The organism is Acinetobacter soli, from assembly GCF_000760595.1.
In the GTDB taxonomy this organism is placed as follows: Bacteria; Pseudomonadota; Gammaproteobacteria; order Pseudomonadales; family Moraxellaceae; genus Acinetobacter; species Acinetobacter soli.
Window position 1 is genome coordinate 50,035 of sequence record NZ_BBNM01000004.1, and the last position, 16,146, is coordinate 66,180.

Consider the following 16,146-nt stretch of genomic DNA (forward strand, 5'->3'; position numbering starts at 1 on the left):
TTTATATCCATGTGAGTAAGTCACGATTTTTTGCTTTTATAAAATGATGCTCATTGAGACTTAAAAGTTGTGGTTCATTCCCTACTAGTCTTAAGGTTGTTATGCTGGCATTGGTAATGGCCCAATTCAGTGCAAAGGTCCGGCTGGGATTGAGTTCGAGAATTTTTCCAGCAGCAACTGATACCACACCCCCAGAGGTGAATACGACAGCATATCTGGGCTTTAAAGCTGAAAGCTCATTACATAGTTGCGCTAAAGTTGTTTCAACTCGAGATTTGAAATCTGGCCACGATTCTTCGTACTCGTGATGAAACCCGCCATCTGTCCATCTGGAAACTGCATTTTCAAAAATTTGCCCTAGATAGTCTCTCGGATTAGATGCTTTGGTGACCTCTTGTTTAAGTAATTCAGGTTGTTTAAAGCGTGGGTCGTAATTTGCAAATACCTGTTGATGATTAAACTCATTCCAGCCCGCATGGGTATGAATATTCGCTTCAGGAAAACACTGCTTAAGCGCACCTTGCGCCGTTTGCATATGGCGTTTCATTGTACCTGCCACCACATAAGGCGCTTCACTTAAAATTTGTTTGAAATACTGGCCCAGTAATTCTGCCTGAGACTGTCCTGTAGGAGATAACTCATCATAATTTGCTTTACCAAAGGAAGCCTGACCATGACGAACCAGATAAATTGTGGTCATTTCTTTAAGATTCCTTGAACTTTGTGAAGATATTTGGTGTTGATCTTGCTGTGTTTGAACTTTTCGGCAGCAATTAATTTTAAAGCACGGATATGAAGTGCGTGAATCACAATCCAGAAATCCTTAAAAGCCTGATTTTTTGTCTGTTTATGAAAATATCGGTAATAAATTTGCTGTGCAATCACAGCCAGGCGAAAAACACCAAATACCTCATAAAACGTCCAGTTCGTTGTATCTAAACCGGTCTGACGTATGTAGTAGTCCACCACTTGTTTGCGAGTGAACATTCCTTTTAAATGTGTGGGCTGACGACGAGTCGATTTGAAAATCATGTTGTCTGTTTCTTCTACCCAGTAAGCCAACGCATTTCCCAAATCCATGAGTGGATCGCCCAGTGTCGCCATTTCCCAATCGAGTACGCCTATCACATTTGTTGGTGACTCAGGATCAAGGATTACATTATCAAATCGCCAGTCATTATGAATAATGCAAATTTTTGATTCTCTAGGTGTGTTGTCTTTTAGCCACTGTCGAACATATCCAAACGATGGCACATTGATGGTTCTTGCTTTTTCATAACGCTTATCCCATCCCTCGACCTGCCGCTGGCAATAGCCTTCACCTTTGCCCAGATCTTTTAACTCAGTCGCTTCATAAGGCACTTGGTGAAGTTCAATTAATCGATCCAGTACATTTCGACAGAGTTGATTGATTTGTTCTTCATTTAATTGAAGTTCCGGCGGAAGTTTTGCACGAGGTATAATTCCTTCGATACGCCGCATCACATAAAAGTCACAACCGATCACATGCGGATCTTGGCACAATGCAATCATCTCAGGCACTACTGGATAATAGGCTGCCAAGTGTTTTTGTACAAAAAATTCTCGTGCCATATCATGAGCAGATTTCGCTTTAGTACCGTTGGGTGGGCGCCGTAAGATCAGATCCACATTATGGTATTTCAGCCGATAGGTCCAGTTGGATGCGCCGCCCGTGTATTGTGTCAGCTCTACCTGTCCTTCAAGTACGATTCCTTGCTGTTTTAACCATGATTCAACCGCATGGATGTCTAACTCTTCTCCCTCTTGAACCGAACCACCCAAATCAATAACTGACATAAATTTTCCTTATTTTTTATTGTGAAGGTTTCGACCGGCCATAGCCATGTTTCGCAAGCTCTAACCGAGCAATCATGCCTTTATGCACCTCATCTGGCCCATCGGCCAATCTTAGACTTCGTGCATGAATAAAAAAGGCAGATAGCATGGTATCGCGTGAAAGCCCAGCTCCGCCATGGATCTGGATGGCCATATCTACTACTTTTTCTAGTACATTGGGTGCAACCAACTTGATGGCTGAAATTTCTGTGAGCGCAGCCAAAGTTCCATAAGTATCCATTTTGAATGCAGCATATAAGGTAAGTAAGCGTGCTTGATCAATTGCAACGCGTGCCTCTGCGACGCGTTCGAGATTTCCGCCCAGTTTGAGCAACTCTTTACCAAACGCCTTACGTGACATACCCCGATCAATCATTAACTCGAGTGACTTTTCTGCGGCTCCAATGCATCGCATACAATGGTGAATACGCCCGGGGCCTAATCGCCCTTGTGCAATTTCAAAACCTTGACCTGCACCGCCGATAAAATTTTCTATAGGGACTCGCACCTGATCAAAAATAACTTCTCCATGACCATGCGGTGCATCATACTCCCCAAAAACAGACAACATTCGCTGGATTTTGACACCGGGTGTATCAAGCGGTACCAGCACCATCGAATGCTGATGATGTCGATCTTTACTGGTATCAGGCGTATGTGCCATAAAAATGATAAGTTTTGCATTTGGATCACCCAAACCCGATGACCACCACTTTCGGCCATTGAGTACAATTTCATTACCTTCAATCACCGCGGTTGCTTGCATATTAGTTGCATCACTTGAAGCAACATCAGGTTCAGTCATACAAAAAACGGAACGAATTTTGCCGTTTAAAAGCGGCATGAGCCAATCATTTTTTTGCTGCTCAGTACCATAGCGCCATAGCAACTCCATGTTGCCGGTGTCTGGTGCACTACAGTTAAATACAATCGGTGCCAAAAGGCTTCTACCTGTTAACTCTGCTATGTGTGCATACTCATGAACAGATAGCCCTGCGCCAAGCTCACTGTCGGGTAAGAAAAGATTCCATAAACCCGCCGCTCTGGCTTTGGCTTTCAATACTTCAAGCTGCTCTGGCCAAACCCAAGTCGTCCAGTCGCCGTTGGGATTCATTTGATGTACATCATCCCAAAACTTTAATTCAATCGGTTCTATTTCGTTATGAATGAAGTCTCGTGTTCTATTCACAAAATCTTGAGCACGCTCTGAAAGTTTAAACATTTTTATTCCTAATTCGTTGTGTTTATCCTTTACTCACCATAAACGTAAATTTATTATGCATGAAATGATTTTATTAAATACTTCACTATGAATGAAATTCATAAGTTTGATACTGCGCAACCCTACCTAGATCTAAGCTTATTTCATCGCATTGATATCAACTTATATCCACTGTTTGTTGCAATTTTTGAACAAAAAAGTATTTCGAGAGCCGCGCAAAGTTTATCCATTAGTCAATCGGCTGCCAGTCATGCTTTACAGCGTTTAAGAGTTCAACTTGAAGATGAGGTATTTATACGTCTCGGCAATAGCATGCAACCTACACCATTTGCAGAACATATCTATCCTGTCATTAAAAACGCACTGATTCTTTTTCAAAATATTAGTCAACAAAAAAAGAGTTTTGATCCGAGCCTCATTAAAACATTAAGAATTGCTATCCATGACGAGATTGAACCACTTGTTTTGCCTAAAATCATTCAGCATTTTGAGCAGATCGATCAAAATATTGAATTTAGTAGTATCAAACTCAATCGAAATACCATTCAAAATGATCTATTAAATCAACAGCTCGATTTTATTATTGATGTAGAGTCGCCAACGCATGACAGCATTGGTTTTCAAGCTTTACTGAAAGATCATTATGTTATTTGCAGCCAACAATCTGTCATGAATGCTGAGATTTACCGATCTGGTCTACATATTGGGGTGTCTTCACGCCGTACAGGTACATTGCTTGAAGATGTGTATCTTCATCGGCAAGGTATTCATCGTGAAATTTTTTTACGTTGCCAGCATTATTCGACAGCACTCAAAATTTTAGAATATAACCGCGATGCAATATTAACTTTACCAAGTGCAGTATTGAGCCATTTGTCTTACGCAACCAATTTGACGATTCATTCAATACCTTTTGAATTGCCCACTTTTACGATTGGTATTTATTGGTCAGATGCATTGATTGATAATTTGAGATATGAGTTTTTAAAAAAAGAAATTATTTCATTATTTACTTAGGCTATTTTAAATGATAAATCGAGTATAGATTATTTCAACTATCTCGATTTATCATTTTGATCAGTTACTTGAAAATTTTAAAGCGTGTTTCATCGTCAATATATGACTTTTCGGCAGCTGGTGCCTCAATTGAACCAAACACCAATTGTGCACGTAGTTTCCAGCTCGATGGAACAGCCCATTCAGCATGGACTTTGTCATCGACGATAGGATTATAGTGCTGTAAAGATGCCCCCACATTTTCAGCTGCAAGTGCTGTCCATACTGCAAGTTGCGCCATAGCAGTCGAATGCTCGGACCAAACCGGAAAATTATCTGCATACAAGGCAAATTTCTCTTGAAGCTCCTGAATGACATTTTGATCTTCAAAAAATAAAATAGTTCCCACCCCTGCTGCAAAGCTATCCATTTTTTTGCTGGTTTTTTCTGCTGCGGCTTCATCTGTGGCGTATTCTTTGAGTTTTTCTTTGACGAATCCCCAAAATTTTTCATGTTCTGCATCAAATAAGATAACTGCTCGAGAAGACTGAGAATTAAACGAAGATGGGCTTTGGCGTATTGCTTCTTGAATGAGTTCAGTTAATTGTTCTGGCGTTTGCTGAATATTTTTGCCGATAGCGTATATGGTGCGACGATTTTGAAGTAAGGATATTACTGGATTGGTCATGTGCTCAAATTCCTTGCTGCAGCAATGGTAATAAATGGAAAAACCACTATTTTTATAGCATGATTTATGCCAGATCGCTGCACAAGGTATTTGAATTTATACGATATATTTTTTACTTTTTGTTCAACGATTAAAGTTTTACAAGTAGAACATTCGAGCTCACTTCATCTTTCCAGAGTTCGCGTAATGTTGGTAAATAAAATTTTTCACCAATCTCGGATAGTTCTGCATCGATTAAAGTGTGTACTTCATGAATAAAAATGTAGTCCAGCTCGACCATATTTAGTTTTGTATGACTGCCGCCCATTTGCTTACGTTTGGTTTGTGCTTGTTTAAGCACCTGATTGGTAAATTCTTTATCTTTATATGCTGTTAATGCATTAAGGCGTAATTCGATTACACCCCATGCCTCTACAAGTTTCTTGAATGTGGTGAAATCTTTCGATGTAGATTCCCATGTAACATTTTCAAGATTATTGTCTTCGGGTAATACAGGAAGTAGTAAATCAGCGGTACTTGGAAATATTTTTTTTAGATTAATTAAAAATTTAACAGGTTGATCACTCGGATAATCACGAAATTGAACATTTTTTTGAATATCTGTTAAATACACGTCAAGCATGGGAAATTTCATCAGCAGTCTTTATCAGGATGTCACATTGTACGTGTTTGCTCGTCAGATAAAAACTGCTGATGTGTGATTTCAGTGCAATTGCAAGTTATTTTGCATTAGGTGAAACCATTTTTTCTGGACGAACAATTTCATCAAACTGTTGTTCGCTCACCAATTCAAGTTCAACTGCCACTTGTTTAAGGGTTTTATTTTCTTTGTAGGCAGTTTTGGCGACCTTCGCTGCATTCTCATATCCAATTACAGGGTTTAATGCAGTGACCAGCATCAATGAATTATGCAAGAAGTGATCGATCTTATCTCGATTTGGCTCAATACCCACCGCACAATGATCATTAAAGCTATTACATGCATCGCCTAAAAGCTGAATAGACTGTAATAAGTTAAATGCAATTACTGGCATAAATACGTTCAGCTCAAAGTTACCAGATGCACCTGCTACATTGATCGTAGTGTCATTACCAAGTACCTGAGCAACCACCATAGTCATGGCTTCACTTTGTGTCGGATTAACCTTACCTGGCATGATACTTGATCCTGGTTCGTTTTCTGGAATACGAATTTCACCAAAACCACAGCGTGGACCGCTCGCCAGCCAGCGAATATCATTGGCAATTTTGTTTAAACTCACTGCCAATGTTTTAAGCGCACCCGATGCAAATACAGCCGCATCGCGCCCTGCGAGTGCTTCAAATTTATTTGGTGCAGTGACAAAAGGTAAACCTGTTTGCTTGGCCAACTCGGCAGCAGCCTGAACTGCATAATCAGGATGAGCATTTAAGCCAGTGCCTACAGCCGTTCCACCTAAAGGTAATTCGTATAAGCCTTCCAGTGCTTGTTTTAAACGGTGCAAACCATGTTCAAGCTGAGAAACATAACCAGAAAACTCTTGCCCGAGTGTGAGTGGGGTTGCGTCTTGTAAATGAGTGCGTCCGATTTTAACAATGTCATTGAATTCATCAGACTTTTGTTGCAACGTCGCTTTTAGTCGTGTTACTGCAGGAATAAGCAATTCATTGATCTGAAGGCTTGCAGCCACATGAATCGCGGTTGGAAACGAATCATTGGTCGATTGAGCACGGTTGACGTGATCGTTAGGATGTACAGGTGACTGTGATCCTAATGCATTTCCCAATTTTTGATTGGCAATATTTGCAATCACTTCGTTGCAGTTCATATTGCTTTGCGTACCAGATCCTGTCTGCCAGACCACCAGTGGAAATTGTGAGTCCCACTTCCCTTCAATTACATCATCTGCCGCATCAACAATATAAGCAGATAAGTCTTGAGGTAATTGGCCCAAGCTTGCATTGGTGATGGCTGCAGATTTTTTCACTAAACCCATCGCACGAATCATGGCACGAGGTAAACGCTCTTGACCAATTTTAAAGTTTTGCAAACTACGTTGCGTTTGAGCTCCCCACATTGCATCGTTTGGGACTTCGACTTCACCCATCGTGTCGTGTTCAATTCGAGTTTGCATAAAAACCTCTATTATCCATAATGATTAATGACAAGTACGGGCTAGAGCAACCGATACGATTACTTGGCTGGTCATGAAATACTAATAAAGCCAGCTCACTTTGTAAATAAGAATCATTTTTATTACATTTTAAGTGTATTTTGATAGAACTGCCATTGGTGCTCAAGCATTTGCTGTAGAGTACGTTTCGGTTTCCAGTTCAATGTTTTTTCAGCTTTGCTGATATCTGCACCAAGTTGTGCCAATTCGTCTATAGGAAACATGGCATCGTGTGTATTAATCTGAGTTTGAGTAATGGTACTTATTTGCTCAAGTAGAGATTGAATTGAAGTCACATGATCATGTGCGATATTAAATGCTTCACACGTATGCTCTTGATGGTTGAGCCAGTATAAACTTGCAAGTACGGCTTCACATGCATCGAGCACATGCAAAAAACTTCGATCTACAGTTTGATCATCGGTAAGAGCCTGATGCTGTAATTCCAGATAATCCCGTTGCATGGCGGCAACCTGCATCGCGAGTGGAATAATATTTTTTGGTAATTGAGGCACCATTTCTCCGAGTACCCCATGTTCAAAAGCACCGGCAATATTGGAAAGTCTCAAGATGGCGATTTTCCATTCATGATCAGTTTTATACGTATCTCGTATGATTTCTTCAATCATTTGCTGAGATTTAATATATGGATTGGGATAAGTGGTATTAAAAGACGTATCTTCTGTAAGATTTAATCCAGAAGCGCCATACACCGCTAAGCTTGAGAGATGAACCAGTTTTCTTACGCCTGTACGCTGCATAGAGCGCAACAAGCTCATGATACAACTGACATTGTCATTATAATACTCAAGCGGTTTAAGCTTGGATTCTTCGAGTGCTTTAAAACCTGCGGTGTGTACGACAGCATCAATGGAATATTGCTCAAAAACTTTATTTAATGCGGGTGTGTTGCGAACGTCCACTTTCACAAATGGCACGTACATACCGGAAATATATTCTAATCGTTCTAATGTTTGTAAAGATGCATTGGCCAAGTTATCGACCAATATAACCTCTTGACCTTGAGCCAGAAGACTCAAAGCAATGTGTGACCCAAGAAAGCCTAAACCACCTGTCACTAAAATCATTGTATACTTACCTTTTTATCATGTGTAAATAGCTCATCTGTTATCAGACGCATGGCTACAGTGAAATTTCAATGAGTACATTAGTTTTAATTACTGCTGCACCGACATCGGTTCATGCATGGCATGCACTTGGTTTAGTTCAGGCACTTCAGGACAAAAATGAAGTGTTCCGAGTGTTCTTTTATCAAGATGCTGTTCATGTTGCAAACGATTTGCAATGGGTGCCCGATGATCAGCGTCGTTTGACTCAAGAATGGCAAAAGCTCTCAATACGACTCCCTGTTTGTGTTAGTGCTGCACTAAACCGTGGAATTACAGATGAAGAAAATGCTAAACGCCATCAACTCACGCATTACAACTTGGCTCAGGGATTTGAACTGGTTGGTTTAGGTGAACTTGCAGATGCCGTAGAATCTTCTACACGTCTAATTCAATTTTAAGCAGCTTTTTATTTCTAGAGTGTTGCTTTTAAAAGGTATATTGTGTGAAATCTGTACTCGTTATTTTAACCCAGTCTAATTTAAGTCAGTTACAGGTCAACGAAAGCCTGTCTGCGACGATGGTTTTAGCCACTTTTGGCTCTAATATCAGCGTTTTACTTCAAGATGCAGCCCTAACGCTGTTAAAAGAAGACCAAAGCTTTGATCAGCTCATTCATGCCTTTAAACCCGCTTCAAGTATGCTGGAAAGTTTTGAATTTTATGACTTAACGCCCATTTTAGTTGAATCAAAATATCAGCAACATGCGTTTGTTAGAAATTCTTCACAAGACATCGAGTTTGTCGAATTCAATGCAAGCCTGATTCAATCCTTTGATTATGTTTTATATTGGTAATTTCCAAAGATGAACAACACAATTTACCTCATACAAACTTCTTTTGCATCGACTGCTTCTGCTTTAAATAAAGTACAACAGATCTTTGTGGAAGGTGATCAAATCGTGATCATGGGCGAAGCATTGTCGGCACTCACCAGCGAGAATATGCGTTCTTTTCAGTCGTATTACTGTTTAAATAACGAACGGACTCTTTTAAATCCTGATCTTAGTTCCGCTATAATTCCCCTAGATTACAGTGCATTTGCGGACTTAGTTTTGCAATACAAACGTAGTGTATCTTTTAAATAATTTGATTTTTGCTTAGGCTATTTTATGCACTTAGATCTTGATCAAGATGGACATCTTGTCGATTACACCATTTGGAATAAAGACGTGGCTCAAGAGCTTGCTCGTTCTTTAGATCTTGAATTGACTGAATGGCACTTTAACGTTTTAAATGCAGTCCGCCAGTTTTATCAACAGTTCGGACACTCTCCTGCAACGCGTCCTCTGATCAAATATCTAATGAAAACGGTAGATGCCAATATTGATAATGCAGTGTTACAGCAAGCATTCAAAACAGGTCTTGTTGCACGCCATTTAAGCCGTTTGGCTGGTATTCCAAAACCTGCTAATTGCTTGTAATCGATTAGGCAAATTTCTTGGCAGATGCCACACAACAAATGACGCCTGCTGTGATAATAAGCATGTTGGCACTAATTGGTTCATGTAATATCACCGCTGCAAGTGCTAGGCCCATAAAGGGTTGCAATAATTGCAATTGCCCTACACTTGCAATACCGCCTTTTGATAAACCATAGTACCAGAAGAAAAATCCGATCAGCATGCTGAAGATCGAAATGTATAAAACAGCTACCAGACCAGATAAAGTCAATTTATCTAGTATTTCACTAGAATAATTATAGATCGTTACTATGAGCATTACAGGTAATGAAATAACCAGCGCCCAGCAAATGACCTGCCATCCCCCTATTTTTTTCGCAAGATTTGCCCCTTCAGCGTATCCAAATCCGCATAGAATAATTGCACAAAGCATATATAAAATCCCAAAAAAGCTTTGCGTATTCAACGATATATCTAACAAAATATATAAAACAACCAATCCGCTTCCAAATAATGAAAACAGCCAAAATGTCAGTTGAGGTCGCTCATTTGAACGCAGGACTGCGAATATGGCAGTGCTTAAAGGAAGCAATCCTATAAATACAATCGAAAAAGCCGCACTAATATGTTGCAGTGCTAATGCTGTAAATAACGGAAATCCCACAACAACACCAACCGCGACATATACTAAATTCCCGCAATCACGTTTTGATGGTCGCTTAGCTTTTAAGATTTTTAACAAGACCATAGCAACAATACCCGCAATAACAGCACGAATTCCTGTTAAAAACCAAGGATTAAAATCCATAACAGCAATACGTGTTGCAGGTAAAGATCCGGAAAAGATTACAACACCGATTAAACCACTTAACCAAGCTAAAAATTGAGAATTCATGATGACATCGCATTTTATAGAATGTCTTTTTATAAACTTATGTTAAGTTGGTACAAAGATACAGTGCAGTACAATTTATAAAAACTGTACTGGATTAAAATTCAATACAGTAATTGGTTTAACATGACTAAAATTGAACACGTAATACGTTATATCGATTCTGAACTTAAAAGTCGCCGGCTCACACCAGGTATGCGACTACCATCTGTTCGACAACTGGCCAAACAGCTTGATTTTTCTGTATCTACAATTGTTTGTGCTTATGAGCGGATGTTATCTACTGGCCAGATAGAGTCTCGTGCAGGCTCTGGATTTTTTGTTAGCGCACCACTAGAACCTTTAAAGCTTTCAAATATGGAGCCGATACAGGTTAAACACCTTGATCCACTTCGGCTATCTCGCGAACTCTTAGAAGCATCTCCATCATTAATAAAGCCGGGATGCGGCTGGCTCCCAGATAGCTGGATGCCTCATGAAGCTTTAAGAAAAGCAATCCGTGACGTTTCTAAAGAATCGACCTTTGAATTGATGAATTACTCCTCGCCATTAGGGTTTAATTTGTTACGTGAATTATTGGCAAGACGCTTGCAAAGTAAAAGTATATTTGTAAGTCCAGATCAAGTCTTGCTGACCGATTCAGGTTCATATTCAACCGATCTACTTTGTCGTTTTTTACTCAAACCGGGTGATACTGTTTTAGTCGATGATCCTTGTTATTTTAACTTTAAGGCGTTACTTAAGGTACATCAAGCCAAAGTCATCGGTATTCCATATACTACAGGTGGCCCAAATATTGAGGCCTTTCAGCAAGCCATCATAGAACATCAACCGCGGTTATATATTACGAATTCAGGTATTCATAATCCTACAGGCGCTATGCCTTCATCTGCGACGGTTCATCAACTGGTTTCTTTAATTACACAAGCGAATATGATTGTAATTGAAGACGATATTTTTTCAGATTTTGAAAATAAACACTCGCCTCGCTTTAGCGCACTTGACGGCCTTACAAACAGTATTTACATCGGCAGCTTTTCCAAAACATTATCAGCTTCATTACGCTGCGGCTATATCGTGGCAAAACCTGAGTGGATTAATGATTTAATTGATCTCAAAATTGCCACGAGTTTCAGTCATAATAATTTTTCAGCACATGTTTTGTATAAGGTGCTCACAGATGGAAAATACCGTAAGCATCTTGAGCAGCTGAATACACGTTTGGCAAATGCTATGGACATATCGATAAATACACTTGAACAAATGCAAATTCGCCCATGGATAAAACCACAAGCAGGAATGTTTCTATGGTGTGAGTTACCTGCTTATATTGATCTTCATCGACTACAACAGTATTGCACAGAGCAAGGTGTCGTTCTTGCTTTAGGTGAAGCGTTTAGCACATCAGGTTTATTCAAACAATTTTTACGATTTAATGTCGCCCAATGTGTTCATTACGATGTATTTAACGTATTACAAGCGGGTTTACTTGCATCAAAACCTGCATCTACATATATGAATGATCATTTGATTGACTGACTTATGTATCGCTGTACTGCAATATCCCCCGTTCCATAGTCACAATGGGCGCATTGAGATAATCCAGCTCTTCTGGATGATGTGTAACGTAAATGATCGGAATATTTAATTGCTGTTTAAGCTCGAATAAAAAAGGCAAAAGCTGATTTTTTAGGTGTCGATCCAAGCCTGTGAGTGGCTCATCCAGCAATAAAAGCTCAGGGGAAGCCAGTAAAGCTCGCCCAATCGAGACTCGCTGTGCTTCCCCACCAGAAAGCTGTAAAGCTTTACGACTGAGCAATGCGTCTAGGCTAAGTAGCTTTACAATCTGCTCAAAACTGAATTTTTGCGGGCGCTTCTTATTAAACCGCAACGCATATTCAAGATTTTGTCTTACGTTTAAATGTGGGAAAAGCTGCGCCTGTTGGAAAATCAGTCCAATATGACGTTGGTGCGTAGGTACAAATTGCTGCTCGGCTGTATTGACCAAAACACGCTCATTGAAAGTGATCTCACCGTCATGAGGCTTCAAAACTCCCACCATATTTTTTAAAAATGTACTTTTTCCAGAACCAGACGGGCCTAAAATTCCGAGTAAGTTATGCCCTAGTGTTAAATCAACATGAAGCTGAAAATCACGCTGGACGTAATTAAAGTGACAGCGCAGATTCATGGCGTTAACCTTTGCTGATAACGTTTTAAAATAAGATGATTGGCCACCAGTGCAGCAAACGCCAAACCTACGGAGAGTAGTACTAAACGCATTGCCATGCTTTCGCCATCCGGTTGTTGTAATAACGAATAAATTGCGATGGGTACAGTGCGGGTTTCATCTGGAATATTGCCCACAAAGGTAATAGTGGCACCAAACTCCCCCAGACTGCGACTAAAACACAAAATACTTCCAATAAGTACACCAGGCAAGGCAAGCGGCAAACTAATCGAAAAAAAAGCCTGAATAGGGCTTGCCCCTAAAGTTTGTGCAATTTGTTCAAGTTGCTGATTAATCAGTTGAAAAGACAAACGAATCGGTTGAACCATCAGTGGGAAAGCCACCACCATCGAGGCAATGACTGCGCCTTTCCAGTTAAATGCCAGTTGAATTCCCCATTCACTTAAAAACTGCCCCACAATGCCGCGGTTACCAAATAAAATCAGCAGCAAATACCCCAATACCACGGGTGGTAAAATCATAGGTAATTGTAAAAGAGATTCGAGTATAACTTTTAGGCGAAATTCATATCGAGCTAAGATCCACGCCACAAAAATAGCAAAAGGAAGATTCACCAAAGTGGCAAACAAGCCCACTTTGGCAGATAAATATAAGGCAGAGATTTCTTCAGGTGTGAGCATGTAGAACGACTATTTCAACTCACTAAAACCATAACGGGTAAAAATGGCTTTTGCTTTGGCATTTTTAAGCATGAAATGTTCAAATTGGGCCGCTTCGCGATTACGTTCACCTTGTTTGGTGAGCGCCGCAGGATAAACAATTGGATCGTGTGTTTTTGAAGGGAATGTTCCAATAATCTTAACTTTTTTACTGATTAATGCATCGGTTTGGTAAACAATTCCAACATCGCATTCACCACGTTCAACAAAGGCCAAAGCTGAACGCACATCATCTGTCCCAACAATACGTCCTTGCAAAGGTGTATACCAGCCTAAAGCCATCAAGCTTTGTTTGGCGTATTTGCCTACAGGCACAGATTCCATTTGACCAGTACATAAATGGCCTTTAAATGCATTGGCAAAGTTAAATTGTTTGGTGGGGCCAAAAGGTACATCCATATCCATCGGCGTGATGGCCACAAGCTGATTGCCGAGTGTATTTTTTACCTTACCTGACGATATAAACTGAGTCTTAACTAAATATTTCATCCAGTCTGTATCGGCAGAAAAATAAATATCTGCTTTTGCACCACTCTCGATTTGTTTTGCTAGCGCCGATGATGCACCAAAAACAGTCACGACATTGGTTGATGGATGCTGCTGTTTGTAAAGCTTGGCAATATCAGTCACTGCATTAGTCAAACTTGCCGCCGCATAGACTCTCACCTCACCTGCCGAAACGTGTAAAGCACCAAGACAGAAAAGCGAAAATACAGCGATTTTTTTTATCATGATTGGCACCTTATATTCGTATTGCAGAGACGAGCGTTCCCACTTCTGGACTTATATCCGCTGGTACACGAACCAGACAGTTCGCATCCATTAAGTTACTTAACATATGTGACTGTTGATTGGCAAGGTTTGAAGCACTTAGCTCACCAGCATGAAGCTCCAGTTTCATGCGCATAAAGCGCTCACGCTTATCGGCTTTAAGCGGTTGTGCAAGCTTGACTTCAAACCAATCGATATTTTGATTTTGACCTTGCAGCGCATCGATGAGCAGACGCGTATATACTTGCATACATACGTACACGGCGGCTGGATTGCCCGGTAGCCCGAGTAAATAACATGCATGCTGATCTTGTTGATATTTGGCAAAGAAAATCGGTTTACCGGGTTTTTGTTTGACTTTCCAAAAGATTTCTTTAAATCCAACCTCAAAAGCACAGGGCCGAACAAAATCATAGTCCCCTACAGACACACCACCTGTCGTCACAATCACATCATACTGATTTTTAAGTCGAGCAAACAATTCACTCAGTGCCTTCGCTTCATCATGAATGTGTAAAATTTCAACTTGTATATGTCGCTCTTGAAACCACGCCTTAATTAGCGGTCCGTTGGCATCATAGACATGTGCATTACTTAGGCTATTTTGCTCAGTAGCAACTTCATCACCTGTAATTACTACGGCGACTTTAGGCTGACGATATACATCAACCAGCTGAACTCCCGCCATGCTCAACGCGGCTAAAGGCCCGGTCTTAAGATATTGATCTTTATTGGCCACCTGCTGCCCAAGAGCTAACTCTTCACCTTGGCGTCTGATGTCGATATTGGCCTGAAGTGATTCTGTAATCTGGATTCGATGCTCATCGAGCCGATGTACAATCTCTTGACGCGCAATCGTCGTACATCCCTCTGGAAGTTTACCGCCAGTAAAAATACGCGTAGCCTGACCTGCTTTCAAAACCAGATCACTGCTTTGCCCTGCGCGTATTTCACCTATAAGTTCAAAGCATTGGTTCTTTTCAATGATATCACTCGCACACAGCGCATACCCATCAACGGCACTTTGATCAAAACTTGGTAGATTCACTGGCGAATGAATTGGCTGTGCCAGATATCTACTTAGGCTATTTTGTAGTTCAATGTTTTCCGTGCCAAGTGGCTTGACCGTATTTAAAATATGATCAATTGCCTCATCGATATTGATTAGACCTTTTTCATGGCCACATGCGGACATTATTCATAACCTCCCGGATGTGGAAGATCACGGCACACATCAAAAATATGCACAATCGCTGGCAATAAAGCAGCCATTGTTTCAGAAGCACCACCACGGCTACCTGGGAATGTCATCACCAATGAACGATCGATAAAACCTGCAACTCCACGCGACATTGCTGCATACGGTGTACGACGCTGACCAAATGCACGTGCAGCTTCCATCAAGCCATCGAGCTTACGTTCAAGTAAAGGCTCTAGGGTGTCGACTGTAATGTCTCGCTTACCTATTCCTGTACCGCCCACTGTAATAACACATGCATAGGATTTGGTTAACTCAAGAACCAGTTCTTTAAGCTGTTCAGGCTCATCTGGCAAAATTTGGTAATGAATAGGCGTAAAGCCAGCTTCGGTTAAACTCTCAACCACAGACTTACCGGCAGTATCTGGTTTTTTGCCAGAGGCTACAGTATCAGACAATACAATTACCGCCGCAGATACAGCTTGGCGAAGTGTACGCTTGAAATGCGATTTACCGCCTTTTTTCTTTAAGAGCTTGCACTGATCTAACACCAAATCTTCTGGCTCACAGTGCGGTTTAAGCATATCGTACAGGGTTAAACCGGCAATACTTGCGGCTGTGAGTGCCTCCATCTCTACACCCGTTGGGCCGATGGTTTCTACCGTGGTTAGAATTTCAACAAAGTTTTCATGTAACTCGTAATCGACTTCGGCACGATAAATAGGCAATGGATGGCAAAGCGGAATCAGCTCATCGGTACGTTTTGCGGCCAAGATACCTGCAATGCGTCCTGTTTTTAGTGCATCACCTTTTTCGGTATTTCCCTGACGAAGTAATTCAATACAATGTGGTGGTGCATACAAAATAGCTTGAGCTTCGGCAATACGATAACTTTCCGGTTTCATGCCTACGTTTTTCATTAAAAATCCC

General features: G+C 40.7%; 19 protein-coding genes. 6 read left to right on the forward strand and 13 right to left on the reverse strand.

Translation table 11 applies throughout. The features are described from left to right. Window position 1 precedes the first annotated feature (1 nt). The 3 genes from Aso01_RS06170 to Aso01_RS06180 are packed head-to-tail and all read right to left on the reverse strand — an operon-like array spanning window position 2 to window position 3,079. Window positions 2-700 carry a histidine phosphatase family protein gene (locus tag Aso01_RS06170; RefSeq protein ID WP_004937441.1) on the reverse strand — a complete coding sequence of 233 codons (699 nt, stop codon included), beginning with the start codon at window positions 698-700 and terminating at the stop codon, window positions 2-4. Continuing rightward, the gene (locus tag Aso01_RS06175; protein WP_004937438.1) at window positions 697-1,818 is read right to left on the reverse strand and encodes a phosphotransferase family protein; all 1,122 of its coding nucleotides are present in this window, start codon (window positions 1,816-1,818) and stop codon (window positions 697-699) included. The genes Aso01_RS06170 and Aso01_RS06175 overlap by 4 nt, the downstream gene beginning before the upstream one ends. 16 nt (window positions 1,819-1,834) lie before the next feature. After that, the gene (locus Aso01_RS06180) at window positions 1,835-3,079 is read right to left on the reverse strand and encodes an acyl-CoA dehydrogenase family protein (RefSeq protein ID WP_004937435.1); all 1,245 of its coding nucleotides are present in this window, start codon (window positions 3,077-3,079) and stop codon (window positions 1,835-1,837) included. Window positions 3,080-3,166: 87 nt separating this feature from the next. On the opposite strand from Aso01_RS06180, the gene Aso01_RS06185 reads away from it, so the two are divergent. Beyond that, on the forward strand, window positions 3,167-4,096 hold the full coding sequence (locus Aso01_RS06185) for a LysR family transcriptional regulator (protein WP_004937433.1): 930 nt from the start codon (window positions 3,167-3,169) through the stop codon (window positions 4,094-4,096). A gap of 64 nt (window positions 4,097-4,160) precedes the next feature. Here Aso01_RS06185 and Aso01_RS06190 read toward each other — a convergent pair whose 3' ends face one another. The 4 genes from Aso01_RS06190 to Aso01_RS06205 all read right to left on the reverse strand — a co-directional run bounded on the left by Aso01_RS06190 (window position 4,161) and on the right by Aso01_RS06205 (window position 8,004). Then, a complete protein-coding gene (locus Aso01_RS06190) occupies window positions 4,161-4,763 on the reverse strand; it encodes a nitroreductase family protein (protein ID WP_004937430.1) in 603 nt (200 codons plus the stop codon). 130 nt (window positions 4,764-4,893) lie between these two features. After that, on the reverse strand, window positions 4,894-5,385 hold the full coding sequence (locus Aso01_RS06195) for a hypothetical protein (RefSeq protein WP_004937427.1): 492 nt from the start codon (window positions 5,383-5,385) through the stop codon (window positions 4,894-4,896). Window positions 5,386-5,482: 97 nt separating this feature from the next. Beyond that, window positions 5,483-6,877: a class II fumarate hydratase gene (gene fumC, locus Aso01_RS06200; RefSeq protein ID WP_004937423.1), complete on the reverse strand. Its 1,395-nt coding sequence runs from the start codon at window positions 6,875-6,877 to the stop codon at window positions 5,483-5,485. Between the two features lie 122 nt (window positions 6,878-6,999). Further along, window positions 7,000-8,004 (reverse strand): SDR family NAD(P)-dependent oxidoreductase, encoded by a 1,005-nt coding sequence (locus Aso01_RS06205; RefSeq protein ID WP_004937420.1) that lies wholly within the window; start codon window positions 8,002-8,004, stop codon window positions 7,000-7,002. A gap of 71 nt (window positions 8,005-8,075) precedes the next feature. Between Aso01_RS06205 and tusD the strand changes: the two genes are divergently transcribed. The 4 genes from tusD to Aso01_RS06225 are packed head-to-tail and all read left to right on the forward strand — an operon-like array spanning window position 8,076 to window position 9,466. Then, window positions 8,076-8,444 carry a sulfurtransferase complex subunit TusD gene (tusD, locus tag Aso01_RS06210; protein WP_004937417.1) on the forward strand — a complete coding sequence of 123 codons (369 nt, stop codon included), beginning with the start codon at window positions 8,076-8,078 and terminating at the stop codon, window positions 8,442-8,444. A 44-nt stretch (window positions 8,445-8,488) separates the two neighbouring features. Next, complete coding sequence (locus tag Aso01_RS06215; protein ID WP_004937411.1) at window positions 8,489-8,839, forward strand: hypothetical protein; 351 nt, start codon at window positions 8,489-8,491, stop codon at window positions 8,837-8,839. Between the two features lie 9 nt (window positions 8,840-8,848). After that, window positions 8,849-9,130: a hypothetical protein gene (locus Aso01_RS06220; protein ID WP_004937407.1), complete on the forward strand. Its 282-nt coding sequence runs from the start codon at window positions 8,849-8,851 to the stop codon at window positions 9,128-9,130. 24 nt (window positions 9,131-9,154) lie between these two features. Next, the gene (locus Aso01_RS06225) at window positions 9,155-9,466 is read left to right on the forward strand and encodes a TusE/DsrC/DsvC family sulfur relay protein (protein WP_004937405.1); all 312 of its coding nucleotides are present in this window, start codon (window positions 9,155-9,157) and stop codon (window positions 9,464-9,466) included. Window positions 9,467-9,470: 4 nt separating this feature from the next. Here Aso01_RS06225 and Aso01_RS06230 read toward each other — a convergent pair whose 3' ends face one another. Continuing rightward, the gene (locus Aso01_RS06230) at window positions 9,471-10,340 is read right to left on the reverse strand and encodes a DMT family transporter (RefSeq protein WP_004937403.1); all 870 of its coding nucleotides are present in this window, start codon (window positions 10,338-10,340) and stop codon (window positions 9,471-9,473) included. 123 nt (window positions 10,341-10,463) lie between these two features. Here Aso01_RS06230 and Aso01_RS06235 point away from each other — a divergent pair, with 123 nt between their 5' ends. After that, on the forward strand, window positions 10,464-11,876 hold the full coding sequence (locus Aso01_RS06235) for an aminotransferase-like domain-containing protein (protein WP_004937400.1): 1,413 nt from the start codon (window positions 10,464-10,466) through the stop codon (window positions 11,874-11,876). Window position 11,877: 1 nt separating this feature from the next. Here Aso01_RS06235 and Aso01_RS06240 read toward each other — a convergent pair whose 3' ends face one another. From Aso01_RS06240 to moaCB, 5 genes are read right to left on the reverse strand one after another with little or no spacing between them, the layout of a single operon-like run. After that, window positions 11,878-12,528 (reverse strand): ATP-binding cassette domain-containing protein, encoded by a 651-nt coding sequence (locus tag Aso01_RS06240; protein ID WP_004937397.1) that lies wholly within the window; start codon window positions 12,526-12,528, stop codon window positions 11,878-11,880. Continuing rightward, window positions 12,525-13,208, reverse strand: a complete 684-nt coding sequence (gene modB / locus Aso01_RS06245) for a molybdate ABC transporter permease subunit (protein WP_004937396.1) — start codon at window positions 13,206-13,208, stop codon at window positions 12,525-12,527. Before modB ends, Aso01_RS06240 begins: the two co-directional genes overlap by 4 nt. A 9-nt stretch (window positions 13,209-13,217) precedes the next feature. After that, entirely contained in the window at window positions 13,218-13,979 is a 762-nt protein-coding gene (gene modA / locus Aso01_RS06250) for a molybdate ABC transporter substrate-binding protein (RefSeq protein WP_004937394.1), read from the reverse strand. Between the two features lie 10 nt (window positions 13,980-13,989). Beyond that, a complete protein-coding gene (locus Aso01_RS06255) occupies window positions 13,990-15,213 on the reverse strand; it encodes a molybdopterin molybdotransferase MoeA (protein ID WP_004937391.1) in 1,224 nt (407 codons plus the stop codon). Beyond that, on the reverse strand, window positions 15,213-16,136 hold the full coding sequence (moaCB, locus tag Aso01_RS06260; RefSeq protein ID WP_004937388.1) for a bifunctional molybdenum cofactor biosynthesis protein MoaC/MoaB: 924 nt from the start codon (window positions 16,134-16,136) through the stop codon (window positions 15,213-15,215). The genes Aso01_RS06255 and moaCB overlap by 1 nt, the downstream gene beginning before the upstream one ends. Between the last annotated feature and the right edge of the window lie 10 nt (window positions 16,137-16,146).